The organism is Pseudomonas sp. NPDC087626, from assembly GCF_044743405.1.
Taxonomy (GTDB): Bacteria; Pseudomonadota; Gammaproteobacteria; order Pseudomonadales; family Pseudomonadaceae; genus Aquipseudomonas.
In genome coordinates, this window is sequence record NZ_JBIUWJ010000007.1 from 73,669 (window position 1) to 100,432 (window position 26,764).

Consider the following 26,764-nt stretch of genomic DNA (forward strand, 5'->3'; position numbering starts at 1 on the left):
ATTATTTGATCAGTCGCCAGGTGAACGGGTAGCGATACACCTGCCCCTCATTGGCCTTGACTCCGGCAATGATGGTCAGCACCAACGCGCCAATGGCCAATAGGCCAAACAAGAAGAAGCCGATCACCACCACCATCAACAGCAGGCAGATTGCCGAGGCAATGGCCACGCTGATCTGGAAATTCAGCGCCTCCTTGCCCTGGTCGTCGATGAACGGGTCCATCTCACGCTTCATCTGCCACAGAATCAGCGGGCCGATCAGCGAGCCGAAGGGCACCCAGATCCCCAGCAAGGCCGAGAGATGACAGAACATCGCCCACTGGCGAACCTCACGGCTCGGCACGGGCAGCGGCAGTTGCTCATCACTCATGACACTCTCCTTGCTGGCGACCGGAACAATCAGTCAGCCAGCGCAGCCTGTTGCAGGTCGAAAATCTCGGCCATGCCTTTTTTCGCCAGTTCCAGCATCGCGGTCAGCTCTTCAGGCTGGAACGGCGCGCCTTCGGCGGTGCCCTGCACTTCGATGAAACCACCGGTGCTGGTCATCACCACGTTCAGGTCGGTCTCGGCTGCCGAATCTTCCAGGTAGTCCAGGTCCAGCACTGGCTCGCCCTGGTACATGCCCACCGACACGGCTGCGATCATTTGCTTGAGCGGGTCGCCGCCTTTCAGGCCGCCACGCTTCTTGATCACTTTCAAGGCATCGACCAAGGCCACCATGGCGCCGGTGATCGAGGCAGTACGAGTACCGCCGTCGGCCTGGATCACGTCGCAATCGACGTACAGGGTCACATCGCCAAGTTTCGACATATCCAGCGCAGCGCGCAGCGAACGGCCGATCAGGCGCTGGATTTCCAGGGTGCGGCCGCCTTGCTTGCCACGGCTCGCTTCACGCTGGTTACGTTCACCGGTGGCGCGCGGCAGCATGCCGTACTCGGCGGTCAACCAGCCCTGGCCCTGGCCCTTGAGGAAGCGCGGTACGCCGTTCTCGACGCTGACGGTGCAGATCACCTTGGTATCACCGAACTCGACCAGTACAGATCCCTCGGCATGTTTGGTGTAGTTGCGGGTGATGCGGATCGAGCGAAGCTGATCGGCAGCGCGACCACTTGGACGTTTCATAGGGGATACCTGTACGAAGGACGGAAATCTGCCGAGCATTATAGGGCGGCCGGGCACGCCTGGGCACTTCTAAAAAAAACCGGCGACGAGCGAGGGCTCTGCAGCGCACGCTGCGACGAGCTGCAGCGCTTTGTCGCACGCCTCGTTTGGGAGCTCCCGCTGCACTGCGCTACAATCGCGCGCCTTTGTTGCCTGTGGGCTTTAATTCATTCAAGCAGGTCCGCCGAACCCCGGGGTTCGCTAGCGACCTGCATCGCGAGGTACCGCCATGGTGCACAGCATGACCGCCTTTGCCCGCGTCGAAAAAGCCGGCAGCCAGGGCACCCTGAGCTGGGAGTTGCGCTCGGTCAACAGCCGCTATCTGGAACCGCACCTGCGCCTGCCAGAGTCCTTCCGTGACCTCGAAGGCAACGTGCGCGAGGCACTGCGCCAGGGCCTGTCGCGAGGCAAGCTCGAATGCACCCTGCGCTTTACCGAAGAAACCGCCGGCAAGGCGCTGCAGGTTGACCGCGAGCGCGCCGCGCAACTGATCGCCGCCGCCGAAACCATTGCCAGCCTGATCAGCAATCCCGCGGCACTCAACCCGCTGGAAGTGCTGGCCTGGCCGGGAGTCCTGGTGGCCGATGCCAGCGACCCGCAAGCGCTGAATGCCGAGGCGCTGGCGCTGTTCAACCAGGGCCTCAAGGAGCTCAAGGCTGGCCGCGAGCGCGAAGGCGCGGAGTTGGCGCGACTGATCAGCGAGCGCCTGAGCGCCATTGAAGAAGACGTCGTGACCCTGCGCGAACTGGTCCCGCAGATGCTCGCCACCCAGCGCCAGAAAGTCCTCGACCGCTTTGCCGACATGCAGGCCGAACTCGACCCGCAGCGCCTGGAGCAGGAAATGGTCATGCTCGCGCAAAAAAGCGACGTCGCCGAGGAACTGGACCGCCTGAGCACCCACATCATTGAAGTTCGCCGCGTCCTCAAGTCCGGCGGCGCCGCCGGCCGGCGCCTGGACTTCCTGATGCAGGAGCTCAACCGTGAAGCCAACACCCTGGGCTCCAAAGCTTTCGACCCGCGCAGCACCCAGGCTGCGGTCAACCTCAAAGTGTTGATCGAGCAAATGCGCGAACAAGTGCAGAACATTGAGTAAGGCAACCCCGACATGACCCACAGCACCGGCACCCTGTACATCATTTCCGCCCCCTCGGGCGCAGGCAAGAGCAGCCTGGTCAAGGCCCTGACGGACGCCGACCAGCGGATCCGCGTCTCGGTCTCCCACACCACCCGCGCCATGCGCCCCGGTGAAGAGAACGGGGTGAACTATCACTTCGTCGAGCGCAGCGAGTTCGTGAAGATGATCGAGCACGGCGACTTCCTCGAGCGCGCCGAGGTGTTCGGCAACCTCTACGGCACCTCGCAAAGCCACCTGCAGCAGATCCTGGACGAAGGCCATGACCTGATCCTGGAAATCGACTGGCAAGGCGCCGAGCAAGTGCGCAAATTGATGCCGCAGGCCCGCTCGATCTTCATCCTGCCGCCGTCCCTGCAGGCATTGCACCAGCGCCTGACCAATCGCGGCCAGGACAGCGACGAGATCATTGACGGCCGGATGCGCGAAGCCGTCAGCGAAATGAGCCACTACGTCGACTATGACTACCTGATCATCAACGACGATTTCGCCCACGCCTTGCACGATTTGCAGGCGATCTTTCGCGCCAATCAGCTGCATCAGAAGCGCCAGCAGCAGCTTCACGGCAAACTTCTGGCCGAATTGCTCGGTTAAACAGCACTTCCCAAAACCGCTGCAAGGGCTTTACATTGGCACTTGCAGCGCGTTGAAGAGCTTGGTTAAAAAATCAGCGCTTCCCTAATCGCTGGTGATTTTTTAAACTGTTGAGTCCGCTCGCCCAACCGGGCAGCGCGCATATTGCATTCGCTCCGAGGAATACCATGGCCCGCGTAACCGTTGAAGACTGCCTTGAACACGTGGAAATCCGCTTTGAGCTGGTCATGCTCTCTACCAAGCGTGCCCGTCAACTGGCCACCGGCGGCAAAGAGCCACTGGTCCAGTGGGAAAACGACAAGCCTACCGTTGTCGCCCTGCGTGAAATCGCCGAAGGCCTGATGAGCTACGAGTTCATCGCCAATGCTGAAATCGTCGAAGACGAACCGCTGTTCGCAGCGTTCGAGGACGAGTCCAACGAGGCCGTCTAAGCCTATGCCTGGTCGACGTAGCACGGCGCGGGATCACAGCCATCGGCAGGAGTCATCATGCCGAGCATAGACGCCCTCGCCGATCGCTTATCGACCTACCTCGGCAATGACCAGGTCAACCTGGTCCGCCGAGCGTATTTCTACGCCGAACAAGCCCACGACGGCCAACGCCGCCGCAGTGGCGAGGCGTATGTCACGCATCCTCTTGCCGTGGCGAATATTCTTGCCGACATGCACATGGACCATCAGAGCCTGATGGCGGCAATGCTGCATGACGTGATCGAAGACACCGGTATTGCCAAGGAAGCGCTGCAAGCGCAGTTCGGCGAAACCGTGGCCGAATTGGTCGATGGGGTCAGCAAACTGACCCAGATGAATTTCGAGACCAAGGCTGAGGCCCAAGCGGAAAACTTCCAGAAGATGGCCATGGCCATGGCGCGCGACATTCGCGTGATCCTGGTCAAGCTGGCCGACCGCCTGCACAACATGCGTACGCTGGAAGTGCTGTCCGGTGAAAAACGCCGGCGCATCGCCAAGGAAACCCTGGAAATCTATGCCCCCATTGCCAACCGGCTGGGCATGCACGCCATCCGCATAGAGTTCGAAGACCTCGGCTTCAAGGCCATGCACCCAATGCGTTCCGCGCGGATCAACCAGGCCGTTAAACGCGCCCGGGGCAACCGCAAGGAAATCGTCAACAAGATCGAAGAGTCCTTGAGCCACTGCCTGGCCATCGATGAAATCCAGGGCGAAGTCAGCGGCCGGCAGAAACACCTCTACGGCATCTACAAAAAAATGCGCGGCAAACGTCGGGCCTTCAACGAGATCATGGACGTCTACGCGTTCCGGATCATCGTCGACAAGGTCGATACCTGCTACCGCGTGCTAGGCGCTGTACATAATTTGTACAAACCACTGCCGGGGCGCTTCAAGGATTACATCGCAATCCCCAAGGCCAACGGCTACCAGTCGCTGCACACCACGCTGTTCGGCATGCACGGCGTACCGATCGAGATCCAGATCCGTACCCGTGAAATGGAAGAGATGGCCAACAATGGCATCGCCGCGCACTGGCTGTACAAGTCCAGCGGTGACGAGCAGCCCAAAGGCACCCATGCCCGCGCCCGCCAGTGGGTCAAGGGCGTGCTGGAAATGCAGCAACGCGCCGGCAACTCGCTGGAATTCATTGAAAGCGTGAAGATCGACCTGTTCCCGGACGAGGTCTACGTATTCACGCCCAAAGGCCGGATCATGGAGCTGCCCAAAGGCTCCACGGCGGTCGACTTCGCCTACGCGGTGCACACCGACGTCGGCAACAGCTGCATCGCCTGCCGGATCAACCGCCGCCTGGCACCGCTGTCCGAGCCCCTGCAAAGCGGCTCCACGGTCGAGATCGTCAGCGCCCCGGGCGCTCGACCGAATCCGGCGTGGCTCAACTTTGTAGTCACCGGCAAGGCACGCACCCACATCCGCCATGCCCTGAAACTGCAACGCCGTTCCGAATCCATCAGCCTCGGCGAACGCCTGCTGAACAAGGTGCTCAACGGCTTTGACAGCTCGCTGGAAAAAATCCCGGCCGAGCGGGTCAAGGCCATGCTCGCCGAGTACCGCCTCGAACTGATCGAAGACCTGCTCGAAGACATCGGCCTGGGCAATCGCATGGCCTATGTCGTGGCCCGCCGCCTGCTGGGCGAAGGCGAACAACTGCCCAGCCCGGAAGGTCCGCTGGCGATCCGCGGCACCGAAGGCCTGGTGCTCAGCTACGCCAAGTGCTGCACGCCGATTCCGGGCGATCCGATCGTCGGCCACCTGTCCGCGGGCAAAGGCATGGTCGTGCACCTGGACAACTGCCGCAACATCAGCGAAATCCGCCACAACCCGGAAAAATGCATCCAGTTGTCGTGGGCCAAGGATGTCACCGGCGAATTCAACGTCGAGCTGCGCGTCGAACTGGAACACCAGCGCGGCCTGATCGCCCTGTTGGCCAGCAGCGTCAATGCCGCCGACGGCAACATCGAGAAAATCAGCATGGACGAACGCGATGGTCGCATCAGCGTGGTTCAACTGGTGGTCAGCGTACACGACCGCGTGCACCTGGCCCGCGTGATCAAGAAACTGCGCGCCCTGACCGGGGTGATCCGCATCACCCGCATGCGTGCATAGCTCGCTAACGTAGCCAAGCCATTACAAGGAGTCATCAATGACCAAGACAGTTATCACCAGCGACAAGGCCCCAGCCGCTATCGGCACTTATTCCCAGGCGATCAAGGCCGGCAACACCGTCTACATGTCCGGCCAGATCCCGCTCGACCCAAAAACCATGGAACTGGTTGAAGGCTTCGAAGCCCAGACCGTCCAGGTGTTCGAGAACCTCAAGGCAGTAGCAGAAGCTGCCGGCGGTTCCTTTAAGGACATCGTCAAGCTGAACATCTTCCTCACCGACCTGAGCCACTTCGCCAAGGTCAACGAGATCATGGGCAAGTACTTCGACCAGCCTTACCCTGCCCGCGCCGCCATCGGCGTGGCTGCCCTGCCAAAGGGCTCCCAGGTTGAAATGGACGCCATTCTGGTAATCGAGTAACACGCGCGGCGTTACCTGACAGGTAACGCCGACCCCGCTCCCAAAGGATTTCCTCATGCGCAAAGCGCTAGCTCTCTCGTTGCTTGCGGTGCTGCTCGGCGGCTGTGCCAGTGACCCTGCCGACCGCGACATCAGCGGCACCTGGATCAACCAGGCGGCTATCGATGCCGCAGCCAAGGGCGTTCCGCTGCGTGAAGCCCTGCAAGCCAATGGCCCGAACCTGGAATGGGACGTCAACACCAAGGCCAGCCAGGCGCGCTACACCAATGGCTTTGAAAACATCGAAGGCAAGATCCTCGGCGAACAATCCGGCACCTGGAAGATCGAGGTGTACGGCAGCTCCGGCAGCGAATTGAAACGCGATGGTAAACAACTGCAACAAGCGGCCAACGACAATGAGCCGGAGCAGACGTTTGACCTGCCCAAGGAAGCCGTTCCCGTAGGCGCCCCGCTGGGTGCCAGCTTTGAGCGCGCACTTTATTCGGCCTACCTGGGCGGTGGCTGGAAGATCGTCAACGGTCCTGGAGAAGGCAATACTGTGCAGTTCCAGGCCGACGGTTCAGTGCAGGGTTTGCCGGGTGCCGATCGCTACGCCTTGTGCCTGGCCGGTGATTGCGCGTCGATGAGCGGTGGCAATGACACCATCTGGCTGCAACTCAACGAGCAGGGCAACCCATGGATCTTTACCCGCAAGGGCGATGACATGGAGATTTTCCAGGCGGTCAACGGCGCACAGGCCGATGAAAAACCGTCGTTCTCCCCTGGCACTCGCCAGTGGACCCTGGAAAAGCAGTAAGCCGCCAGGAAACGGTGGGAGCGAGCCTGCTCGCGATGAACTCAGGGCTAACGCATGGACTCAGGCAGCGCGCGTAATCGATGACGTGCATCGCGCGCAGCCGCAATCCCGCCCGACTCGCTCCCGCCTCAGGCCTTGCCCGCCAGAATCGCCGCATAGCCCTCGCGATAAGTCGGATACCGGGGCTTCCAGCCCAACGCCTTCGCCCGCGCATTACTGCAACGCTTGCTGCCGGTACGCCGCACGCTGGCGTCTTCGGCCCACTCCGTCACTCCCAGGTATTCGCGCAGCCACATCACCACCTCGGCCAGCGGGGCGGGTGCATCGTCGACGCCAATGTAGCAATCGTCCAGCGCCACACCCTGATGGTTGGCATCGAGCAGGAACGCCAGCAACCCAGCCGCATCGTCGGCGTGAATCCGGTTGCCATACAACGGCGGGTCCACGGCCACACGATAGCCACGACGCACCTGAGTCAACAGCCACTCGCGGCCCGGACCGTAAATTCCGGTCAAGCGCACCACGCTGGCCGGGATGCCGCTGCCCAGTGCTATCTGCTCGGCCTCCAGCATCACCCGCCCGGAATACGCCGAAGCCTTGTCCGGAGCGGTTTCATCGACCCAACCACCGTCCTGCTGCTCGTAGACACTGCTGCTGGAGACAAACAGCAAACGCTCGGGCACCTGGCCGTAGTCGTCCAGCCAGCCCAGCACATGCTGCAGGCCCTGCACATAGGCCGCGCGATAGCCCGCCTCATCGTGATCGGTGGCTGCCGCGCAATACACCAGGTAGTCCACAGCCCCGACGGGCCAGGTCTCTGGGCAATCTTCGTTGAACAGATCACCGGCGACCCCGATCACCCCAGCCGGCAGGTTGGCAATGGTGCGACGCAACCCATAGACATGCCAGCCTTTTGCCATCATTTGCTCAGCCAGACGGCCGCCGACATCACCACAACCGGCGATCAATACACTAGGCGCGGACATCAATTCACTCCCCTGATAAAGGCACAGACTAGCCTCGACAATGGACGAGCGGCTAGTAATAGAAGAAAAAAAGAGACGCTATTACTTCTGTTAACAAGAATTAATTGCAATAATGCCCGCCACTTTGTTCTCGGCCCCACGAGGCCTGGAAGGACATTAACCCTCTTTTTCTCTCAGGTCCGGCCAGCATGACACGCAATCCACTCTCCGCTTCGCCAACCACACCCGTCCGCCCGTTGCGCGCCTTGAGCGCCGTAGCCGCACTGGTGTTCAGTCTCCTGCTGGCCCCCACCGCAGCGTTCGCCGATGAGCCAACCTCCGCCACCGCGCCAGCCGCAGCAGTAGCACCTGCACCGGCCGCCGACGCCGCCCATGGCAACGCCGACCACGCAGCGCCAACCGTGACGCCGGTCGCTACCGACCCGGCACTGGCTAGCGACGCACCTACCGCTGACGAGCCTGAAGTCCTGGAAGCCGACAACACCTTGGGCATGGCCCATGACCTGTCGCCGTGGGGCATGTACCAGAACGCCGACATTATCGTGAAGATCGTGATGATCGGCCTGGCCATCGCCTCGGTCATCACCTGGACCATCTGGATCGCCAAGGGCTTCGAGCTGATGGCTGCCAAGCGTCGCCTGCGCAGTGAAATCACTCACCTGAAAAAGGCCACCACCCTCAAGGAAGCCAGCGCTACCGCCACCAAGGCCGGGACCCTGGCCAACCTGCTGGTCCATGACGCCCTGGAAGAGATGCGCCTATCGGCCAACAGCCGTGAAAAGGAAGGCATCAAGGAACGTGTCAGCTTCCGCCTGGAGCGCCTGGTCGCGGCCTGCGGTCGCAACATGAGCAATGGCACTGGTGTGCTGGCCACCATCGGCTCCACCGCTCCCTTCGTCGGCCTGTTCGGCACCGTGTGGGGCATCATGAACAGCTTCATTGGCATCGCCAAGACCCAGACCACCAACCTCGCCGTGGTCGCCCCCGGCATCGCCGAAGCCCTGCTGGCAACCGCGCTGGGCCTGGTGGCGGCGATTCCTGCCGTGGTCATCTACAACGTCTTCGCCCGCTCCATCGCCGGCTACAAGGCTCAGGTCTCCGACGCCTCCGCTGAAGTCCTGCTGCTGGTCAGCCGCGACCTCGATCACCTGCCAAGCGAGCGCTCCTCGCAGCCGCATATGGTCAAAGTAGGGTAATCAGCCATGGGCTTGCATTTGAAGGAAGGCGCGAGCGACGACCTCGCCGAGAACCACGAAATCAACGTTACGCCGTTCATCGACGTAATGCTGGTGCTGTTGATCATCTTCATGGTGGCGGCCCCGCTGGCCACCGTGGACATCAAGGTTGACCTGCCCGCCTCCAGCGCCAAGCCGGCGCCGCGACCGGAGAAACCGGTGTTCCTCAGCGTCAAGGCCGACCAACGGCTGTACCTGGGCGAAGACGAAGTCAAGACCGAGACCCTCGGCGCGACCCTTGATGCTCGCACCCAGGGCAAGAAGGACACCACCATCTTCTTCCAGGCCGACAAAGGCGTGGACTATGGCGACCTGATGCACGTAATGGATGCCCTGCGGGCAGCCGGTTACCTGAAGGTCGGCCTGGTCGGACTTGAGACGGCAGCCAAAAAATGATCACGACGCGCCAAAAGCTGACGCGTTACAGCGCTAGCCTGGCGGTGGTGCTCGGCGTCCACGCGGTCGCGGTAATCCTCGCGCTCAACTGGAAGTCCTCGCCCCCCGTCACGCTGCCGCCCATGGCGATGCTGGTCGAGTTGGCGCCTGTTCCGGCGCCACCGCAACCGGCACCGCCCAAGGTCGTAACGCCACCCCAACCGCCGACACCGGCAGAAGAACTGCCGCTGCCGAAACTGGCCGAGGCGCCAAAACCGACGATCTCGGTGCCCAAGCCAAAACCCAAGCCCAAGCCCAAGCCTCAGCCGCCTAAACCGGTAGAGAAAAAGCCTGAGCCGGTGAAGGAAAAACCTTCGGAAACGCCACCGTCCGAGGCCCAGCCAAGCAACGTACCCCCCGCCAAATCGGCACAGCCCAGCCCCGGTCCAACGGCAGCACAAAATGCCGCCAAGGCCAGTTGGCAAGGCACACTGCTGGCGCACCTGCAGAAGTACAAGAAGTACCCGCCGGGCGCCCAGGCACGCGGCAAGGAAGGCCTGAACCGCTTGCGGTTCGTGGTCGATGCCGAAGGCAAGGTGTTGTCCTATGAGCTGGTAGGACGCTCCGGCAACACCGATCTGGACCGGGCCACCCTGGAAATGATCCGCCGCGCCCAGCCCCTGCCCAAGCCACCGGCCGATATGCTCAACAACGGCTCGATCGAAATCGTCGCACCGTTTGTGTACTCGCTGGAGAAGAAGCGCCGTTAAGCAACACAATGCCCTACAAGGAAGGCACCGAAAGGTGCCTTCTGCATATCCGGCAACGGCAAAGATGCATTGCCCAGTGTCACTCCACACACTCAGTCTGATAACGTGCGTCTATCGATTGCAGCCGGTATGCTTGGCCCGCAACTTCACGGACGCCCGCTATGACCCTCACAGAATTACGCTACATCGTTACCCTCGCCCAAGAACAGCATTTCGGCCACGCGGCTGAACGCTGCCACGTCAGTCAGCCGACCCTGTCGGTGGGCGTGAAAAAGCTTGAAGACGAACTCGGTGTGCTGATTTTCGAGCGCAGCAAAAGCGCGGTGCGCCTGACTCCGGTCGGCGAAGGCATCGTCGCCCAGGCCCAGAAGGTCCTGGAGCAGGCCCAAGGCATCCGTGAACTGGCCCAGGCCGGCAAGAACCAGCTGACCGCGCCGCTCAAGGTCGGCGCGATCTACACCGTCGGCCCGTACCTGTTCCCGCACCTGATTCCACAACTGCACCGGGTCGCCCCGCAGATGCCGTTGTACATCGAAGAGAACTTCACCCACGTGCTGCGCGACAAACTGCGCAACGGCGAGCTGGACGCGATCATCATCGCCCTGCCGTTCAACGAAGCCGACGTGTTGACCCTGCAACTCTACGACGAGCCGTTCTACGTCCTGATGCCGGCCCAGCACCCCTGGACCCAGAAAGACACCATCGACGCCAGCCTGCTCAACGACAAGAGCCTGTTGCTGCTCGGTGAAGGTCACTGCTTCCGCGACCAGGTCCTCGAAGCCTGCCCGACCCTGGCCAAGGGCAACGACGGTGCCAAGCACACCACGGTCGAATCCAGCTCGCTGGAAACCATCCGCCACATGGTGGCCTCGGGCTTGGGCATCTCGATCCTGCCGCTGTCGGCCGTCGACAGTCACCACTACGCCCCCGGCGTGATCGAAGTGCGCCCGCTGACCCCACCGGTGCCGTTCCGCACCGTGGCCATCGCCTGGCGCGCCAGCTTCCCGCGGCCCAAAGCAATTGAAATCCTCGCCGACTCGATCCGTCTCTGCTCGGTGGCCAAGCCGGCCACGGCTGCGGGTTAAGCGTTCGCCATGACGGAGCTGTCGCAAGTGTCGGTCACGGCACTCAAGGGTGTCGGCGAAGCCATGGCCGAAAAACTCGCCAAGGTCGGTCTGGAGAACCTCCAGGACGTACTGTTTCACCTGCCGCTGCGCTATCAAGACCGCACTCGCGTGGTGCCCATCGGTCATTTGCGGCCCGGGCAGGATGCTGTGATCGAAGGCACCGTCAGCGGCGCCGACGTGGTCATGGGCCGGCGCCGCAGCCTGGTAGTACGCCTGCAGGACGGCACCGGCGGCTTGAGCCTGCGTTTCTACCATTTCAGCAACGCGCAAAAGGAAGGCCTGAAACGCGGCACCCGCGTGCGCTGCTACGGCGAAGCACGGCCCGGCGCATCAGGCCTGGAGATCTACCACCCGGAGTACCGCGCCATCACCGGCGACGAACCGCCGCCGGTAGATGAAACCCTGACCCCGGTCTACCCGCTCACCGAAGGCCTGACCCAACAGCGTTTGCGCCAACTGTGCCAGCAAACCCTGACCCTGCTCGGTCCCAGCAGCCTGCCGGACTGGTTGCCCAGCGAACTGGCGCGTGACTACCAACTGGCGCCGCTGGACGACGCAATCCGCTACCTGCATCACCCACCCGCCGATGCCGATGTCGACGAACTCGCCCTGGGCCACCACTGGGCGCAACATCGCCTGGCATTCGAAGAGTTGCTGACCCATCAGTTGTCGCAACAACGCCTGCGCGAAAGCATGCGTTCGCTACGCGCGCCGGCCATGCCCAAAGCCAGCCGATTGCCGGCCCAATACCTGGCCAACCTGGGCTTCCCGCCGACCGGCGCGCAGCAACGGGTGGGCAATGAAATCGCCTACGACATGAGCCAGCACGAGCCCATGCTGCGGCTGATCCAGGGCGATGTCGGCGCCGGCAAGACCGTAGTCGCCGCCCTCGCCGCCCTGCAAGCGCTGGAAGCTGGCTACCAGGTGGCATTGATGGCGCCCACCGAGATTCTCGCCGAACAACACTTCATCACCTTCAAGCGCTGGCTCGAGCCCCTGGGCCTGGAAGTCGCCTGGCTGGCCGGCAAGCTCAAGGGCAAGAACCGTGTCGCCGCCCTCGAACAGATCGCCAGCGGCACGCCAATGGTGGTCGGCACCCACGCACTGTTTCAGGATGAAGTGCAGTTCAAGAACCTGGCGCTGGTGATCATCGACGAACAACACCGCTTCGGCGTCCAGCAACGCCTCGCGCTGCGCCAGAAAGGCGTGGGCGGGCGGATGTGTCCACACCAGTTGATCATGACCGCCACGCCGATTCCACGCACCCTGGCCATGAGCGCCTACGCCGACCTCGACACCTCGATCCTCGATGAACTGCCGCCCGGGCGCACCCCGGTCAATACCGTGCTGGTCACCGACACGCGCCGCGTCGAAGTCATCGAGCGCGTGCGCGGGGCTTGTGCCGAAGGGCGCCAGGCGTATTGGGTGTGCACCCTGATCGAGGAGTCGGAAGAACTCACCTGCCAGGCCGCCGAGACCACCTTTGCCGACCTCACCGCCGCCCTCGGCGAATTGAAGGTGGGGCTGATCCACGGCCGCATGAAGCCTGCGGAAAAGGCCGCGGTGATGGCCGAGTTCAAGGCCGGGGCCCTGCAACTGCTGGTGGCCACCACGGTGATCGAAGTCGGGGTCGACGTGCCCAATGCCAGCTTGATGATCATCGAAAACCCGGAGCGCCTGGGCCTGGCGCAATTGCACCAACTGCGTGGCCGGGTGGGCCGAGGCAGCGCCGCCAGCCACTGCGTGCTGCTCTACCACCCACCACTGTCGCAGATCGGCCGGCAACGCCTGGGCATCATGCGCGAAACCAACGACGGATTTGTGATCGCCGAAAAGGACCTTGAGCTGCGCGGCCCCGGCGAAATGCTTGGCACTCGCCAGACCGGCCTGCTGCAATTCAAGGTCGCCGACCTGATGCGCGACGCCGACCTGTTACCCGCGGTGCGCGACGCGGCCCAGGCGCTGCTGGAACGTTGGCCGCACCATGTCAGCCCGTTGCTGGATCGCTGGCTACGCCATGGTCAACAATACGGCCAGGTGTAACGTGTCGCCTGGCTTGGCCAGCAAGGGCACCCGCAAGCTGGTTATACTCTCGAAATTGTAGGGATCGGATCCAGACCATGACTGAAGTTGCTCTCGCTGGCGAAACCCCGCACACGCCGTCGGTTATCCGGCTATTGCTCCGCAAGCTAGGCATCGGCTACACCGAAGTGCTTGAACATCCAGGCCTGAATGCCGAGCGCAAGGTCCAGGCAGTGCTGCTCGACGACGCCATCGGTGCGCTCATGGTGCTGTTCCCGCAGAGCCAGTTGCTGGACCTCAATCGCCTGGCCGAACTCACCGGTCGCCGCCTCACCGCAGTGCCGCAGGACCGCCTGGAGCGCATGCTTGGCAAGCACAACCTGAGCCTGCTGCCCGGCCTGCCGGCCCTCACCAGCTCTCCGTGCCTGTACGAACAAAGCCTGCTCGACCAGCCACTGCTGCTGATCAATTCCGGCGAGCCAGGCATGCTCCTGGAAATCCGCGGCGAAGACTTCAAGAGCATGCTCACCCAGGCCAGCGCCGCAAATTTTGGCGAGCCGCTGAGCCGCATCCGACCGAACCTCGACCGACCAGGAGATGACCGCGAGGAAATCACCCAGGCCGTCCAGGCCTTCACCGCGCGCCGCATCCAGCAACGCCTGGAAGCGACCATCGAGATTCCACCCCTGGCCGGTTCCGCACAGAAAATCATCAAACTGCGGGTCGACCCCAATGCCACCATCGACGACATCACCGGCGTCGTCGAAACCGATCCGGCACTCGCCGCCCAGGTCGTGAGCTGGGCGGCATCGCCGTACTACGCGTCACCGGGCAAGATCCGCTCGGTGGAAGACGCAATTGTCCGCGTACTGGGCTTTGACCTGGTGATCAACCTGGCGCTGGGCCTGGCCCTGGGGAAAACCCTGAGCCTGCCCAAGGATCACCCACAACAGGCCACGCCGTACTGGCAGCAGTCGATCTACACCGCCGCCGTCATCGAAGGCCTGACCCGGGCCATGCCGCGGGCCCAACGCCCGGAAGCCGGCCTGACCTACCTGGCGGGCCTGCTGCACAACTTTGGCTACCTGCTGTTGGCCCATGTCTTCCCGCCACACTTCTCGCTGATCTGCCGTCACCTGGAGGTCAACCCGCACCTGTGCCACACCTATATCGAGCAGCATTTGCTGGGGATCAGCCGGGAACAGATCGGCGCCTGGCTGATGCGCCACTGGGACATGCCCGACGAACTGGCCACCGCCCTGCGCTTCCAGCACGACCCAAGCTACGACGGCGAATTCGCCGAGTATGCCAACCTGGTGTGTCTGGCCGTACGCCTGCTGCGCAGCCGAGGCGTCGGTTCCGGCCCGGACACCAACATCCCCGACGCCCTGCTCGAGCGCCTGGGCCTGACCCGCGACAAAGCCGAGGAAGCGGTCAGCAAGGTGCTGGATGCCGAAGTGCTGTTGCGCGAACTGGCGTCGCAGTTCTCCCACACCTAGGCACTACGCTGCCCGGCGCCAGCGTCGGCCTCACGCCTTAGGCTTGGCCTTGCGCGGTTTCAGATACTTGGTCAGCCCCTGGAACCACATCACCAGCGCTGGGTTGCCCTTGATCTGGATCGACTTGTCCTGGATCCCGGTCATGAATGCCAGTTGCTTGTTCTTCGCCTGCATCGTGGCGAAACCGTAGGCTGCGTCCTTGAAAGCGATGGCGAAGGCCGGCTCGGCATACAGCCCGGACTTGCTGGTGATGCGCTGGTCTTTGACCACGAAATGCCGTGCCACCTTGCCGTCCTGCGTCTGCAACTGGAACACCAGGTCCTTGTCGGCCAACTGCTGCTGAAAAGCCGGGTTGGTCCGGCTGGCCTTGCGCATCAGCAAGCCCAGCATCCACAGGAGAAAACGAAATTTCATGCTCAAGCCCCAGAAGAAAAAAGTGAACGCCGGGGCAGTTTAACGAGTTCAAACTGGAACGCCACTGTTACCTATCGTTGTCGGGAGATGAGCTGCTTTTTACGTAAGATGACTACCAAGTCACCGTCAACGATTCAAACCAAAGACCTCCGCTGGCCAGTTTTTGCCCGCAGCCAGCCCAAGTCAGCGGCCACAAAAAATGGGCACCCAACCTGATTGGCGTGCCCATTTTTCGATCCAGCTCACCCGTTATACGGGAGGGTGGTCGGGGGTTACGGATTAACGCTGTCTTTCAACGATTTGCCTGGCTTGAACGCGACGGTGTTGCTGGCCTTGATTTTCACTGGCTCACCGGTCTGCGGGTTTTTGCCGGTGCGGGCACCACGGTGGCGCTGCAGGAAAGTGCCGAACCCTACCAGGGTGACGCTGTCCTTGCGGTGCAGTGCGCCGGTGATCTCTTCAAGAACGGCGTTGAGAACGCGGTTGGCCTGCTCTTTGGTGAGATCAGCTTTTTCGGCGATTGCGGCGGCGAGTTCTGGTTTACGCATGAGTGAAGCCTCTTTGACGGTTTTTTGTTGTTATGTCCGTGCTGTTCTTCCGGAACAGCGCCCAAGGCGCCGCAGGCTCTACTCTGCGGCAGACGGGTGTGAGGATGGCACGCGGATACGGGCTACGCCAGTCTCGACGCGACCTTTGTAGGGGTTAAAGCGGGGTGATTCCGACAGAACGACCTGTATTTATGCCAGAAGCGCCGGAAGCTCCTTGTTTAGAGCCAATTTGTCCATCACCGCCGCCCCCGTAAGGGCGTAACCCAGGAGCTTGCCGCTGCTGTCGCGGCACAGCGCCTTGATGTCGGCGCCCTGCCCCTCCACCGTCCAGACGCCCTCAGAGCCCCGTGGCGGCGGGGAAACCACCAGCGGGCACACCGGGGTTTTCACGGTGATCGGCATCGCTCCGTAGCTCACCGCGGTCGGGTTGCCGGCCAGGGTTTGTGCCAGCGCCCGCGCACAACTCATGAGCGGCATCACGTACAGCAGATTCAGCCCATCGACCTCGGCACAGTCACCCAGGGCATAGATATTGGCGTGGGAGGTTTTCAGGTGCCGGTCCACCATCACCCCACGATTGGTCTGCAAACCGGCGGCCGCCGCCAGATCAATTCGCGGGCGCAGGCCAATGGCCGAGACCACCACGTCACAAGGCAGCACCTGGCCGTCGGACAAATGCCCTTCCAGGCCGTCAGCGGTGCGCTGCAAACGGTTGAGCACCGGCCCCAGGTGGAATTTCGCCCCCAGGCTTTCCAGCCCGGCTTGCACCGCAGCCGCGGCGGCTGGGTGCAGCAACGTCGGCATGACCTGCTCGCACGGCGCTACGAGTTGCACCTCATAACCACCGAGGATCAGGTCATTGGCAAACTCACAGCCGATCAGCCCGGCCCCCAGCAACAGCACCCGGCGCTTGCCGGCGGCGGCTGCGCGAAAACGGGCATAGTCTTCCAGGTCATTGATCGGGAAGATCGCCTCTGGCGCGTCCCCCTGCACCGGCACACGCACGGTTTCTGCGCCCCAGGCCAGGATCAGGTCGCGATAGGCTACCGCCTCTTCACCAATCCACAGGCGCTTGTGGCCCGGGTCGATGCCGCTGATGCGCGTATGGGTGCGCACCTCGGCCTTGAGCTGCTCGGCCATGGCGCCAGGCTCGGCCATGCTCAGGCCGTCGGCGTCCTTGTTCTTGCCAAAGCCGGTGGAGAGCATCGGCTTGGAGTAGGAACGCCCGTCATCTGCGGTAATCAGCAACAGCGGAGTTTCGCCATCGAGTTTGCGAAACTCCCGGGCCAGGTTGTAGCCAGCCAGCCCAGTGCCGACGATCACGACAGGTGCGTTCATTCCTTACTCCTCGAATCGGTTAGTTGATTTCAATCATTTCGAAATCCATCTTGCCCACGCCGCAGTCCGGGCACAGCCAGTCTTCTGGCACGTCCTGCCACAGGGTACCCGGTGCGATGCCGTCATCCGGCCAGCCGTCGGCTTCGTTGTAGATCAGCCCACAGACTACGCATTGCCACTTCTTCATTGCTTGTTTCCTCGGATTCACAGGCTTTATCTGGCGCGGACAGTCGCCCGCCAAGGGTCCGCCGTCCGGCTCAGGGCGTTTTGTACTGATCGCACTCGACAGATGCAAGCGTGTTCGACGCCACAGGCCGGTCCGATCACTCAATATCGCCGACCAACATGTTAAGCTCGCCGCCTCATTTGCTGCCAATAATGACTCACTGTGCCGCACTCAAACGCCCTCGCCCCGACTCCGCTCTGGCTACCGCAAAGCCAGCTGACACCCCTTCCCGATGCGCAAACCCTCGACTGGCTGTTCGATCAAGGCTCGCTCACCCGACGCCTGACGCGCTTGTCGAATGACGGTTTCAGCGTCACGCCGCTGTACGAAGGTTGGCAGCCGTTGCGCGCCGATGAGTGCGCCGTCCTCGACTTGCCAGCGGACAGTGAAGGTTGGGTGCGCGAGGTGTATTTGCGTGGCCACGGCCAGGCCTGGGTATTTGCCCGCAGCGTGGCGGCGCGCAGTGCGTTGCGCGATGGCGGCTTGAACATGGATGAACTGGGCAGCCGCTCCCTGGGGGAGTTGCTGTTCTGCGACCAGGCGTTCCAGCGCCGCGCCATCGAGGTCTGCCACTACCCCGTTGATTGGCTGCCCCCTGAGGTTCAGGCCCCGGCCTTGTGGGGCCGCCGTTCGCGTTTCGACCGCGGTGGCTTGAGCGTGCTGGTCGCAGAAATCTTCTTGCCGGCCCTGTGGCGGGCGGTTGGCGCGCCTGCGGAGAATGGCTGATGTACCAGAACCTGCTCAAATCGCTGAATCGCTTGAACCCGCGCGCCTGGGACTTCGTCCAGTTGACGCGCATGGACAAACCCATTGGCATCTACCTGCTGTTGTGGCCGACCCTGTGGGCACTGTGGATTGCAGGTGAAGGCTCGCCGTCCCTGGCCAACATCGTGATTTTTATCCTCGGCGTGATACTGACCCGCGCCGGCGGCTGCGTGATCAACGACTGGGCCGACCGCAAGGTCGACGGCCATGTAAAGCGTACCGCCCAACGCCCACTGGCTGCCGGCAGAATCAGCTCCCGGGAGGCGCTGGTGTTCTTTGCGCTGCTGATGGGCCTGAGCTTCCTGCTGGTGCTGTGCACCAACGCGGCGACGATCTGGTTGTCATTCGGTGGCCTGGCACTGGCGGCCAGCTACCCCTTCATGAAGCGCTACACCTATTACCCGCAAGTGGTGCTGGGCGCCGCGTTCTCGTGGGGCATGCCGATGGCGTTCACCGCCGAGACCGGCGAGCTGCCGGCCATCGCCTGGCTGCTGTGGATCGCCAACTTGCTGTGGACGGTTGGCTACGACACCTACTACGCCATGACCGACCGCGATGATGATCTGAGGATCGGCGTGAAATCCACGGCGATCCTGTTTGGCGATGCCGACCGGGCAATCATTCTCACGCTGCAGGGGCTGGCACTGGGCTGCCTGTGGCTGGCCGGCTCGAAGTTCGCCCTGGGCGGCTGGTTCCACCTCGGCTTGCTGGCGGCTGCCGGCTGTTTCGCCTGGGAGTTCTGGTACACCCGCGACCGGGACCGACTGAAGTGCTTCCGGGCGTTCCTGCACAATCACTGGGCAGGATTGGCGATTTTTGTCGGGATCGTGCTGGATTACGCGTTGCGCTGACGGGGCGGTGGAGATTTTGTAGCAGCTGGCGCAGCCGGACGCAGCCTTCGCCAGCGGCTACAACAACGGGTTATTTCTGCGACTCATGAACCACGTGCCAGACGTCTTTCATCTTGTCGCCCTTCATTTCGCCGGGCTTTTCGTCCTTGACGAAGGTGTACAGCGGCTTGCCGTCATACGCCCATTGCATCTTGCCGTCGTCACGCTTGATCGCTGTCCATTTGCCGTCGGCCTTGGCATCCGCCGGCGCCGTCAGCGGTGGCCAGTTTTTTGCGCAATCGTCGTTACACATCGACTTTCCACCACTGTCCTTGTCGAACGTGTACAACGTCATGCCCTGGGGATCGACCATCATGCCGCCTTTCATCATTGCCGGCTCGGCAGCCATGGCGATTGCCGGCAAGGCCAGGGCAGCAGCGAGTACCAAGGCCTTGAAGGAGTGAGCATAGTCAGTCATGGAAACCTTCTTTTGTGGTAGTCAGGATTCGGACTTAGAGCTTAGCCCAGGATCACGCGCCTCGCAGAGACACTGGAATGCTGTAACACGACTGCAATAATTCCGTTATCTAATGCGGCGCAAGACAGTTAAATGACAAGAGGATTAAACCCATGGTTGGCAGGAGCATTCTGATCGTCGACGACGAAGCGCCCATTCGCGAAATGATCGCCGTTGCGTTGGAAATGGCCGGCTATGACTGCCTGGAGGCGGAGAACGCCCAACAGGCGCACGCCATTATCGTCGACCGCAAACCGGACCTGATCCTGCTCGACTGGATGCTGCCTGGCACCTCGGGGATCGAACTGGCCCGCCGCCTCAAGCGTGACGAGCTGACCGGTGATATCCCGATCATCATGCTCACCGCCAAGGGCGAAGAAGACAACAAGATCCAGGGCCTGGAAGTGGGCGCGGATGACTACATCACCAAGCCGTTTTCCCCCCGCGAGCTGGTCGCTCGCCTCAAGGCTGTGCTGCGCCGCACCGGCCCTACCGAAGGTGAAGCCCCGATTGAAGTGGGCGGCCTGCTGCTGGACCCGATCAGCCACCGGGTAACCATCGACGGTAAACCGGCCGAGATGGGCCCTACCGAATACCGCCTACTGCAGTTTTTCATGACCCACCAGGAACGCGCCTACACCCGTGGCCAGTTGCTGGACCAGGTCTGGGGCGGCAATGTGTATGTCGAGGAGCGCACCGTGGACGTGCACATCCGTCGCCTGCGCAAAGCCCTGGGTGATGCTTACGAAAGTCTGGTACAAACCGTGCGCGGCACCGGCTATCGTTTTTCGACCAAGGCCTGATTACACCCCGACCCGCTCCAAACGCTGACAAGGACGCATGTTCAAGTGAATCAAAACTGGCATGGCACCCTGATCCGCCACATGCTGCTGCTGGTCACCGGCTGCCTGGTGATCGGCCTGATCACCGGCTATTACGGCTGGAGCCTGGCCGTGGGCCTGGGTCTTTACCTGGGCTGGACCCTCAAGCAATTGCTGCGCCTGCACGAGTGGCTGCGCCTGCACAAACCCGATGAAGCACCGCCCGATGGCTACGGCCTGTGGGGCGAAGTATTCGACAGCATCTACCACCTGCAACGCCGCGATCAACGGGTGCGCGGGCGCCTGCAAGCGGTGATCGACCGGGTCCAGGAGTCCACAGCGGCACTCAAGGACGCGGTGGTGATGCTCGACAGCGATGGCAACCTGGAATGGTGGAACCGCGCCGCCGAAACCCTGCTGGGACTCAAGACGCCCCAGGACAGCGGCCAACCGGTGACCAACCTGGTGCGCCACCCGCGCTTCAAGGAGTACTTCGAGCAAGACAGCTACGCCGAGCCGCTGGAAATCCCCTCGCCGACCAACGATCGGATGCGCATCCAGCTGTACATCACCCGTTATGGCAACAATGAGCACCTGATGCTGGTGCGCGACGTGACGCGCATCCATCAGCTGGAACAGATGCGCAAGGATTTCATCGCCAACGTCTCCCATGAACTGCGCACGCCACTGACGGTAATCAGCGGCTACCTGGAAACCCTGCTGGACAACGTCGAAGACGTGAACCCGCGCTGGACCCGCGCGCTGCAGCAGATGCAGCAGCAAGGCGGTCGCATGCAGACCTTGCTCAATGACTTGCTGCTACTGGCCAAGCTCGAGGCCACCGACTACCCCTCGGACAACCAGCCAGTGGCAATCGACAGCCTGCTGCAGTCGATCAAGGGCGACGCCCTGGCGCTGTCCGGGCAACGCAACCAGCAAATCACCCTGGAAGCCGACCCCTCGATTCAGCTCAAGGGCAGCGAGGCCGAGTTGCGCAGCGCGTTCTCCAACCTGGTGTTCAATGCGGTGAAATACACCCCGGCCGAAGGCCATATCCGCATCCGCTGGTGGGGCGATGAGCAAGGCGCGCACCTGAGCGTGCAGGACTCGGGGATCGGCATCGACAATAAGCACCTGCCACGCCTGACCGAACGCTTCTACCGCGTCGACTCGAGCCGCAACTCCAACACCGGCGGCACCGGCCTGGGCCTGGCGATCGTCAAGCACGTACTGCTGCGCCACCGCGCCCGGATGGAAATCAGCAGCGTGCCAGGCCATGGCAGCACCTTCACCTGCCATTTTGTGCCGGTGCAGGTGAGCAAATCACGCACCAGCAGCCTGACCGACTAGCCCCCCGCGCTACTTCCCCCTAGGCAATTGCCCTGTCAGCCGCTACATTGGCTGACTTGGGCCTGCCTTTCAGGCTCGTCTGCACCCCCTTTATTCGAATATACGGAACCCGCAAAACTCCATCATGGACCCTTCCCCTGGCTTGTCCCTCGCTACACTCTTCGCCGATTTCGGCATGATTCTTTTTGCACTGATCCTGGTTTTGCTCAACGGCTTCTTCGTTGCGGCGGAATTTGCCATGGTCAAACTGCGCTCGACCCGGGTCGAGGCGATTGCCGACAAGAACGGCTGGCGCGGCCACATCCTGCGCACCGTGCACAGTCAGCTCGACGCCTACCTGTCGGCCTGCCAACTGGGTATCACCCTCGCCTCCCTCGGCCTGGGCTGGGTGGGTGAACCGGCGTTTGCGCACATTCTCGAGCCGCTGCTGGGCGCCGTGGGCGTCGAATCGCCGGAAGTGATCAAGGGCGTGTCGTTCTTTACCGCTTTCTTCATCATTTCCTACCTGCACATCGTGGTCGGTGAGCTGGCTCCGAAATCCTGGGCGATCCGCAAGCCCGAGCTGCTGTCGCTGTGGACAGCCGTGCCGCTGTACCTGTTCTACTGGGCCATGTACCCGGCCATCTACCTGCTCAACGCCAGTGCCAATGCGATCCTGCGCATTGCCGGCCAGGGTGAGCCCGGCCCGCATCACGAGCACCACTACAGCCGTGAAGAACTGAAACTGATCCTGCACTCCAGCCGTGGCCAGGACCCGAGCGACCAAGGCATGCGCGTGCTGGCCTCGGCCGTGGAAATGGGCGAGCTGGAAGTGGTCGACTGGGCCAACTCCCGGGAAGACCTGGTGACGCTGGAGTTCAACGCGCCACTCAAGGAAATCCTGGCGATGTTCCGCCGCCACAAGTTCAGCCGGTACCCGGTGTACGACAGCGAGCGCCAGGAGTTCGTCGGCCTGCTGCACATCAAGGACCTGTTGCTGGAACTGGCCGCGCTGGACCACATTCCCGAGTCGTTCAACCTGGCCGAGCTGACCCGCCCGCTGGAGCGCGTGTCGCGGCACATGCCGCTGTCGCAGTTGCTGGAGCAGTTCCGCAAAGGCGGCTCGCACTTCGCCGTGGTGGAGGAAGCCGACGGCAACATCATCGGCTACCTGACCATGGAAGACGTGCTGGAAGTGCTGGTCGGCGACATCCAGGACGAACACCGCAAGGCCGAGCGCGGCATCCTGGCCTACCAGCCGGGCAAGCTGCTGGTCCGCGGTGACACCCCGCTGTTCAAGGTCGAGCGCCTGCTGGGCGTGGATCTGGACCACGTCGAAGCCGAAACCCTGGCCGGGCTGGTCTACGACAGCCTCAAGCGGGTACCGGAAGAGGAAGAAGTGCTGGAAGTCGAAGGTTTGCGGATCATCATCAAAAAGATGAAAGGCCCGAAAATCGTCCTGGCCAAGGTATTGATGCTCGATTGAACCCGGGAAAGATCGCAGCCTGCAGGCTGCGATCTTTTACCTGAAGGCCCACCTATCTCCCCAACGCGAAGTTCGGCAGGCTGCCCACCGGCTGGCTGAACTGATACGGGATCGACACCAGCCCCAACCCGGTATTGCGCTGCACCACGAAGTGCAGGTGCGGACCGCTGCTGTTGCCCGTATTGCCGGACAGCGCCAGGGCGCTGCCCACCGCCACCCGCTGCCCTTCACGGACCCGTACCGAACCCTGCTTGAGGTGCAGGTACACGCCCATGGTCCCGTCGTTGTGCAGCACCCGCACAAAGTTGCCCGCCGGATCCGTGCCGCGACCGCTCTGGCGGTTCTCGGTTTTCACCACCACCCCGGCCCGTGCCGCGATGATCGGCGTGCCTTCAGGCATGGCGATGTCCATGGCGTAGCGATTCTTCGGTCCGTAATGGCTGTACTGGCCGTTGGCACCCTGACTCAGGCGAAACGGACCACCGCGCCAGGGCAGTGGGTAACGATAGCTCAGCGTGGCGCCTGAGGGGTCGCCCAAGGCGTATTTGAGCCTGGGGGTATAGATCAGCGGCTTGCCGGCGCGGGACGCCTTGAGCAGCGCCAGACGGGTGTTGCTACGCGCTGGCAGGACCCGTCGGATGGCCTGGGCGGGCACGCCACTGAGGTTTTTCACCTGGTGAAAACTCAACTCGACCTCGACCGGCGCATACAGGTCGTTGCGCACATACACGCTGTGGCTGCCCGCCTGCTTCTTGATCTGCAGGTGCACCTGGCGGTCGAGGCGCTCATCCATCCGGTCGCGGAATACAAACACCTGGGACCCACGGGACGGCCGATCGCTATAGGACACCACGCCATTGGCGTGCTGGGTCTTGTAGATGGTCGTGGCCACGGCCAGGCTCGAGGCCATGAGCAGGCCACAGCAAATCAGCAATCGCGCGAGCATGGGCAGCATTCTGTCGGGGCAGGCTTGAGGTGAGCCTAGCAGTCAGAATGGCCCCAGGCTGGCGCCAGCTGTTTCAAAAGCTGATTACGCACCCGGTACAAAGTGCTTCTGCGCCGTGCCCCGGGCGATCAGCCGGGAAATGTAATCGAGCTTCTGGGCATCCTGGTCGACGAAGCGGAAGGTCAGTTGCAGCCACTCGCTGTCGGGTTTCGGCTCGTGGGCGACGATGGCATGCAGGTAGCCGTTGAGGCGGGCGATTTCGGCGTTATCACCCTGCTCCAGGTCGAGCACGGCGCTGTCGAGCACTTGCGGTAGCGTCTCGCTGCGTTTGACCACCAGCAGTGCTTCCTTGATGCTCAGGGCCTTGATCACGCAGGCCTGGATGCCGCTGGGCAGACGCAACTGGCCCTGGCCACGGCCACCGGCGGGCGACGGCATCGGGGCCTTGATCGGCGGGCTGCTGAGCAAACCCTTGGCGGGCTCCGCCGGGCGGTTTTGCAGATACGCGTTGGGCGCTGGCGCCGCAGCCACTGGCGCCTTGCCGGCGGTCAGGGCATTCAGCGAGTCATTGGCGAATGCCGGTGCCAGCTTGGCCGGGGCCTGATTCAGCAAGGCATCGAGCTTGCCGATTTTATTCAGGGCCTGTTTGACCTTGCTCAGCAATTGCTCGTTGGTGAAGGGCTTGCTCACATAACCCGAAACACCGGCCTGGATCGCCTGGACGACGTTTTCCTTGTCGCCACGGCTGGTGACCATGATGAACGGCATGGTCTTGAGGGCGTCCTGCTCGCGGCACCAGGTCAGCAACTCCAGGCCGGACATTTCCGGCATCTCCCAGTCGCACAGCACCAGGTCGAAGGTTTCGCGGGTCAGCAGGCCTTGCGCCTTGCGGCCGTTGACCGCGTCTTCGATGCGCATGCCCGGGAAGTAGTTGCGCAGGCACTTCTTCATCAGATCACGAATGAACGCAGCATCGTCCACGACCAACACACTGACCTTACTCATCGACCACCCCTCGTTATTGTCCCGACCAACAAAAACGCCCGGCCAATGGCCGGGCGTTTTTACTTGGGCAATCTTACTTATCGTCAGATTTACCCGGAACATTAGCGGTTTCGCCACTGGTGCCTTCAACTTCTTCCTTCATGCGCTTGAGGCCCAGGTGACGCACGTCCGTGCCGCGCACCAGGTAGATCACCAGCTCGGAGATGTTGCGGGCGTGATCGCCAATACGCTCCAGCGAACGCAGGACCCAGATGATGCTCAGCACGCGCGAGATCGAGCGCGGGTCTTCCATCATGTAGGTGGCCAGTTCGCGCAGCGCAGTCTTGTACTCACGGTCGATGATCTTGTCGTACTGGGCCACGGACAGCGCCAGGTCGGCATCGAAGCGGGCGAAGGCATCCAGCGCGTCGCGGACCATGTTGCGCACCTGGTCACCAATGTGGCGCACCTCGACGTAGCCACGCGGAGCCTCGCCTTCTTCGCACAACTGGATGGCTCTGCGGGCAATCTTAGTGGCTTCGTCGCCGATGCGCTCGAGGTCGATCACCGACTTGGAGATGCTGATGATCAAACGCAGGTCGGACGCCGCCGGCTGACGACGGGCCAGGATGCGCAGGCATTCTTCGTCGATGTTGCGTTCCATCTGGTTGATCTGGTCGTCGATCTCGCGCACTTGCTGGGCCAGGCCGGAGTCGGCCTCGATCAGCGCCGTGACCGCGTCGTTGACCTGCTTTTCGACCAGCCCGCCCATGGCCAGGAGGTGGCTGCGCACTTCCTCCAGCTCAGCGTTGAACTGCGCGGAAATGTGATGCGTGAGGCCTTCTTTGGAAATCATGCGTTCGCTCCGAAAAAGCGTTTAACCAAGAGCTGCAAGCTACAAGCTGCAAGCTGTTATGTGGTGATCCATGCCGCTTCGCTTCTAACTTGCCGCTTGAAGCTGCTTCAACTAGCCGTACCGTCCGGTGATGTAGTCTTCGGTCTGCTTTTTCGCCGGATTGGTGAACAGGGTGTCGGTGTCGCCGAATTCCACCAGCTTGCCCATGTACATGAACGCGGTGTAGTCGGAAACCCGGGCGGCCTGTTGCATGTTGTGGGTCACGATGACGATGGTGAACTTGGATTTCAACTCGTAGATCAGCTCTTCAACCTTCAGCGTCGAGATCGGGTCGAGTGCCGAGCAGGGTTCGTCGAGCAGCAGCACTTCCGGCTCCACGGCGATGGTCCGCGCAATCACCAGACGCTGCTGTTGACCACCGGACAGGCCCAGTGCCGACTCGTGCAGGCGGTCCTTGACCTCATCCCACAGCGCCGCGCCTTTCAACGCCCACTCAACCGCCTCGTCGAGCACGCGTTTTTTGTTGATGCCCTGGATCCGCAGACCGTAGACCACGTTTTCATAGATGGTCTTGGGGAACGGGTTGGGCTTCTGGAACACCATGCCGACCCGGCGACGCAGCTCGGCCACGTCTTCACCCTTGCGGTAGATGTTGTTGCCGTACAGGTTGATCGCGCCTTCGACACGGCAACCGTCGACCAGATCGTTCATCCGGTTGAAGGTACGCAGCAGGGTCGACTTGCCACAGCCGGACGGGCCGATGAAGGCGGTCACGCGCTGCTTGGGAATGTTCATGCTGACGTCGAACAGAGCTTGTTTGTCGCCGTAGAACAGGCTCAGGCCCGGCACTTCGATGGCTACGGTTTCCTGCTCGAGGTTCAGGCTCTGTTTGTCGCGACCCAGGGCCGACATGTTGATGCCGTGGGTATGTGCTTCGTGCTGCATGGGAGGCTCCCTGTGCTAACAAATTCGGTTTTATGAGCCACTGGCCTAGC

The 26,764-nt window shown here is 62.2% G+C and carries 29 protein-coding genes; 17 read left to right on the top strand and 12 right to left on the bottom strand.

The features are described 5' to 3' along the window. Position 1: 1 nt before the first annotated feature. The gene (locus ACIOVD_RS08150; RefSeq protein ID WP_095164884.1) at positions 2 to 370 is read right to left on the bottom strand and encodes a DUF4870 domain-containing protein; all 369 of its coding nucleotides are present in this window, start codon (positions 368 to 370) and stop codon (positions 2 to 4) included. A gap of 29 nt (positions 371 to 399) precedes the next feature. Beyond that, positions 400 to 1,122 carry a ribonuclease PH gene (gene rph / locus ACIOVD_RS08155; protein WP_095164885.1) on the bottom strand — a complete coding sequence of 241 codons (723 nt, stop codon included), beginning with the start codon at positions 1,120 to 1,122 and terminating at the stop codon, positions 400 to 402. A gap of 268 nt (positions 1,123 to 1,390) precedes the next feature. Between rph and ACIOVD_RS08160 the strand changes: the two genes are divergently transcribed. From ACIOVD_RS08160 to ACIOVD_RS08185, 6 genes are all read left to right on the top strand, one after another. Then, positions 1,391 to 2,254, top strand: a complete 864-nt coding sequence (locus tag ACIOVD_RS08160; RefSeq protein ID WP_095164887.1) for a YicC/YloC family endoribonuclease — start codon at positions 1,391 to 1,393, stop codon at positions 2,252 to 2,254. Positions 2,255 to 2,266: 12 nt separating this feature from the next. After that, complete coding sequence (gene gmk / locus ACIOVD_RS08165; protein ID WP_401127061.1) at positions 2,267 to 2,887, top strand: guanylate kinase; 621 nt, start codon at positions 2,267 to 2,269, stop codon at positions 2,885 to 2,887. Positions 2,888 to 3,054: 167 nt separating this feature from the next. Continuing rightward, positions 3,055 to 3,318 carry a DNA-directed RNA polymerase subunit omega gene (rpoZ, locus tag ACIOVD_RS08170; protein ID WP_401127063.1) on the top strand — a complete coding sequence of 88 codons (264 nt, stop codon included), beginning with the start codon at positions 3,055 to 3,057 and terminating at the stop codon, positions 3,316 to 3,318. 57 nt (positions 3,319 to 3,375) lie between these two features. Next, on the top strand, positions 3,376 to 5,481 hold the full coding sequence (gene spoT / locus ACIOVD_RS08175) for a bifunctional GTP diphosphokinase/guanosine-3',5'-bis pyrophosphate 3'-pyrophosphohydrolase (RefSeq protein WP_095164892.1): 2,106 nt from the start codon (positions 3,376 to 3,378) through the stop codon (positions 5,479 to 5,481). 37 nt (positions 5,482 to 5,518) lie between these two features. Further along, positions 5,519 to 5,899: a RidA family protein gene (locus ACIOVD_RS08180; protein ID WP_003229509.1), complete on the top strand. Its 381-nt coding sequence runs from the start codon at positions 5,519 to 5,521 to the stop codon at positions 5,897 to 5,899. 55 nt (positions 5,900 to 5,954) lie between these two features. Next, on the top strand, positions 5,955 to 6,695 hold the full coding sequence (locus tag ACIOVD_RS08185; protein ID WP_095164894.1) for a hypothetical protein: 741 nt from the start codon (positions 5,955 to 5,957) through the stop codon (positions 6,693 to 6,695). A 128-nt stretch (positions 6,696 to 6,823) separates the two neighbouring features. Here the strand turns inward: ACIOVD_RS08185 and ACIOVD_RS08190 are convergent, their stop codons facing one another. Further along, positions 6,824 to 7,681, bottom strand: a complete 858-nt coding sequence (locus tag ACIOVD_RS08190; protein ID WP_401127066.1) for an SDR family oxidoreductase — start codon at positions 7,679 to 7,681, stop codon at positions 6,824 to 6,826. Positions 7,682 to 7,869: 188 nt separating this feature from the next. On the opposite strand from ACIOVD_RS08190, the gene exbB reads away from it, so the two are divergent. The 6 genes from exbB to ACIOVD_RS08220 all read left to right on the top strand — a co-directional run bounded on the left by exbB (position 7,870) and on the right by ACIOVD_RS08220 (position 14,709). Then, entirely contained in the window at positions 7,870 to 8,877 is a 1,008-nt protein-coding gene (gene exbB / locus ACIOVD_RS08195) for a tonB-system energizer ExbB (RefSeq protein WP_159998589.1), read from the top strand. Between the two features lie 6 nt (positions 8,878 to 8,883). Continuing rightward, a complete protein-coding gene (exbD, locus tag ACIOVD_RS08200; protein ID WP_095164900.1) occupies positions 8,884 to 9,312 on the top strand; it encodes a TonB system transport protein ExbD in 429 nt (142 codons plus the stop codon). Beyond that, positions 9,309 to 10,061, top strand: a complete 753-nt coding sequence (locus ACIOVD_RS08205) for an energy transducer TonB (RefSeq protein WP_401127069.1) — start codon at positions 9,309 to 9,311, stop codon at positions 10,059 to 10,061. The genes exbD and ACIOVD_RS08205 overlap by 4 nt, the downstream gene beginning before the upstream one ends. A gap of 161 nt (positions 10,062 to 10,222) precedes the next feature. Beyond that, entirely contained in the window at positions 10,223 to 11,146 is a 924-nt protein-coding gene (locus tag ACIOVD_RS08210; protein WP_095164903.1) for a hydrogen peroxide-inducible genes activator, read from the top strand. A gap of 9 nt (positions 11,147 to 11,155) precedes the next feature. Further along, a complete protein-coding gene (gene recG / locus ACIOVD_RS08215) occupies positions 11,156 to 13,231 on the top strand; it encodes an ATP-dependent DNA helicase RecG (RefSeq protein WP_095164905.1) in 2,076 nt (691 codons plus the stop codon). Between the two features lie 77 nt (positions 13,232 to 13,308). Next, positions 13,309 to 14,709 carry an HDOD domain-containing protein gene (locus ACIOVD_RS08220; protein WP_401127071.1) on the top strand — a complete coding sequence of 467 codons (1,401 nt, stop codon included), beginning with the start codon at positions 13,309 to 13,311 and terminating at the stop codon, positions 14,707 to 14,709. A 30-nt stretch (positions 14,710 to 14,739) separates the two neighbouring features. Here the strand turns inward: ACIOVD_RS08220 and ACIOVD_RS08225 are convergent, their stop codons facing one another. From ACIOVD_RS08225 to ACIOVD_RS08240, 4 genes are all read right to left on the bottom strand, one after another. Further along, positions 14,740 to 15,123: an SCP2 sterol-binding domain-containing protein gene (locus ACIOVD_RS08225; RefSeq protein ID WP_095164909.1), complete on the bottom strand. Its 384-nt coding sequence runs from the start codon at positions 15,121 to 15,123 to the stop codon at positions 14,740 to 14,742. A 272-nt stretch (positions 15,124 to 15,395) separates the two neighbouring features. After that, positions 15,396 to 15,671, bottom strand: coding sequence for an HU family DNA-binding protein (locus ACIOVD_RS08230; protein WP_003213368.1), 276 nt, complete (start codon positions 15,669 to 15,671; stop codon positions 15,396 to 15,398). 189 nt (positions 15,672 to 15,860) lie between these two features. Next, entirely contained in the window at positions 15,861 to 17,009 is a 1,149-nt protein-coding gene (locus ACIOVD_RS08235) for an NAD(P)/FAD-dependent oxidoreductase (RefSeq protein ID WP_095164911.1), read from the bottom strand. A gap of 19 nt (positions 17,010 to 17,028) precedes the next feature. Beyond that, the gene (locus ACIOVD_RS08240) at positions 17,029 to 17,196 is read right to left on the bottom strand and encodes a rubredoxin (RefSeq protein WP_007954349.1); all 168 of its coding nucleotides are present in this window, start codon (positions 17,194 to 17,196) and stop codon (positions 17,029 to 17,031) included. Between the two features lie 201 nt (positions 17,197 to 17,397). On the opposite strand from ACIOVD_RS08240, the gene ACIOVD_RS08245 reads away from it, so the two are divergent. Further along, positions 17,398 to 17,961, top strand: coding sequence for a chorismate lyase (locus ACIOVD_RS08245; RefSeq protein WP_095164913.1), 564 nt, complete (start codon positions 17,398 to 17,400; stop codon positions 17,959 to 17,961). Further along, positions 17,961 to 18,851, top strand: coding sequence for a 4-hydroxybenzoate octaprenyltransferase (gene ubiA, locus ACIOVD_RS08250; protein WP_401127074.1), 891 nt, complete (start codon positions 17,961 to 17,963; stop codon positions 18,849 to 18,851). The genes ACIOVD_RS08245 and ubiA overlap by 1 nt, the downstream gene beginning before the upstream one ends. 70 nt (positions 18,852 to 18,921) lie before the next feature. Here ubiA and ACIOVD_RS08255 read toward each other — a convergent pair whose 3' ends face one another. Beyond that, positions 18,922 to 19,308 carry a hypothetical protein gene (locus tag ACIOVD_RS08255; protein ID WP_401127076.1) on the bottom strand — a complete coding sequence of 129 codons (387 nt, stop codon included), beginning with the start codon at positions 19,306 to 19,308 and terminating at the stop codon, positions 18,922 to 18,924. A 152-nt stretch (positions 19,309 to 19,460) separates the two neighbouring features. Here ACIOVD_RS08255 and phoB point away from each other — a divergent pair, with 152 nt between their 5' ends. From phoB to ACIOVD_RS08270, 3 genes are all read left to right on the top strand, one after another. After that, entirely contained in the window at positions 19,461 to 20,150 is a 690-nt protein-coding gene (gene phoB / locus ACIOVD_RS08260; protein WP_095164918.1) for a phosphate regulon transcriptional regulator PhoB, read from the top strand. A gap of 81 nt (positions 20,151 to 20,231) precedes the next feature. Further along, the gene (gene phoR / locus ACIOVD_RS08265; RefSeq protein ID WP_256585382.1) at positions 20,232 to 21,518 is read left to right on the top strand and encodes a phosphate regulon sensor histidine kinase PhoR; all 1,287 of its coding nucleotides are present in this window, start codon (positions 20,232 to 20,234) and stop codon (positions 21,516 to 21,518) included. A gap of 124 nt (positions 21,519 to 21,642) precedes the next feature. After that, positions 21,643 to 22,983, top strand: coding sequence for a hemolysin family protein (locus ACIOVD_RS08270; RefSeq protein WP_095164922.1), 1,341 nt, complete (start codon positions 21,643 to 21,645; stop codon positions 22,981 to 22,983). A 52-nt stretch (positions 22,984 to 23,035) separates the two neighbouring features. Here ACIOVD_RS08270 and ACIOVD_RS08275 read toward each other — a convergent pair whose 3' ends face one another. The 4 genes from ACIOVD_RS08275 to pstB all read right to left on the bottom strand — a co-directional run bounded on the left by ACIOVD_RS08275 (position 23,036) and on the right by pstB (position 26,714). Beyond that, the gene (locus ACIOVD_RS08275) at positions 23,036 to 23,929 is read right to left on the bottom strand and encodes a peptidoglycan DD-metalloendopeptidase family protein (protein ID WP_159998597.1); all 894 of its coding nucleotides are present in this window, start codon (positions 23,927 to 23,929) and stop codon (positions 23,036 to 23,038) included. 84 nt (positions 23,930 to 24,013) lie between these two features. Then, a complete protein-coding gene (locus tag ACIOVD_RS08280) occupies positions 24,014 to 24,934 on the bottom strand; it encodes a response regulator (protein WP_095164926.1) in 921 nt (306 codons plus the stop codon). A gap of 73 nt (positions 24,935 to 25,007) precedes the next feature. After that, the gene (gene phoU / locus ACIOVD_RS08285; RefSeq protein WP_008064514.1) at positions 25,008 to 25,769 is read right to left on the bottom strand and encodes a phosphate signaling complex protein PhoU; all 762 of its coding nucleotides are present in this window, start codon (positions 25,767 to 25,769) and stop codon (positions 25,008 to 25,010) included. Between the two features lie 111 nt (positions 25,770 to 25,880). Continuing rightward, complete coding sequence (gene pstB / locus ACIOVD_RS08290) at positions 25,881 to 26,714, bottom strand: phosphate ABC transporter ATP-binding protein PstB (RefSeq protein ID WP_033042681.1); 834 nt, start codon at positions 26,712 to 26,714, stop codon at positions 25,881 to 25,883. Between the last annotated feature and the right edge of the window lie 50 nt (positions 26,715 to 26,764).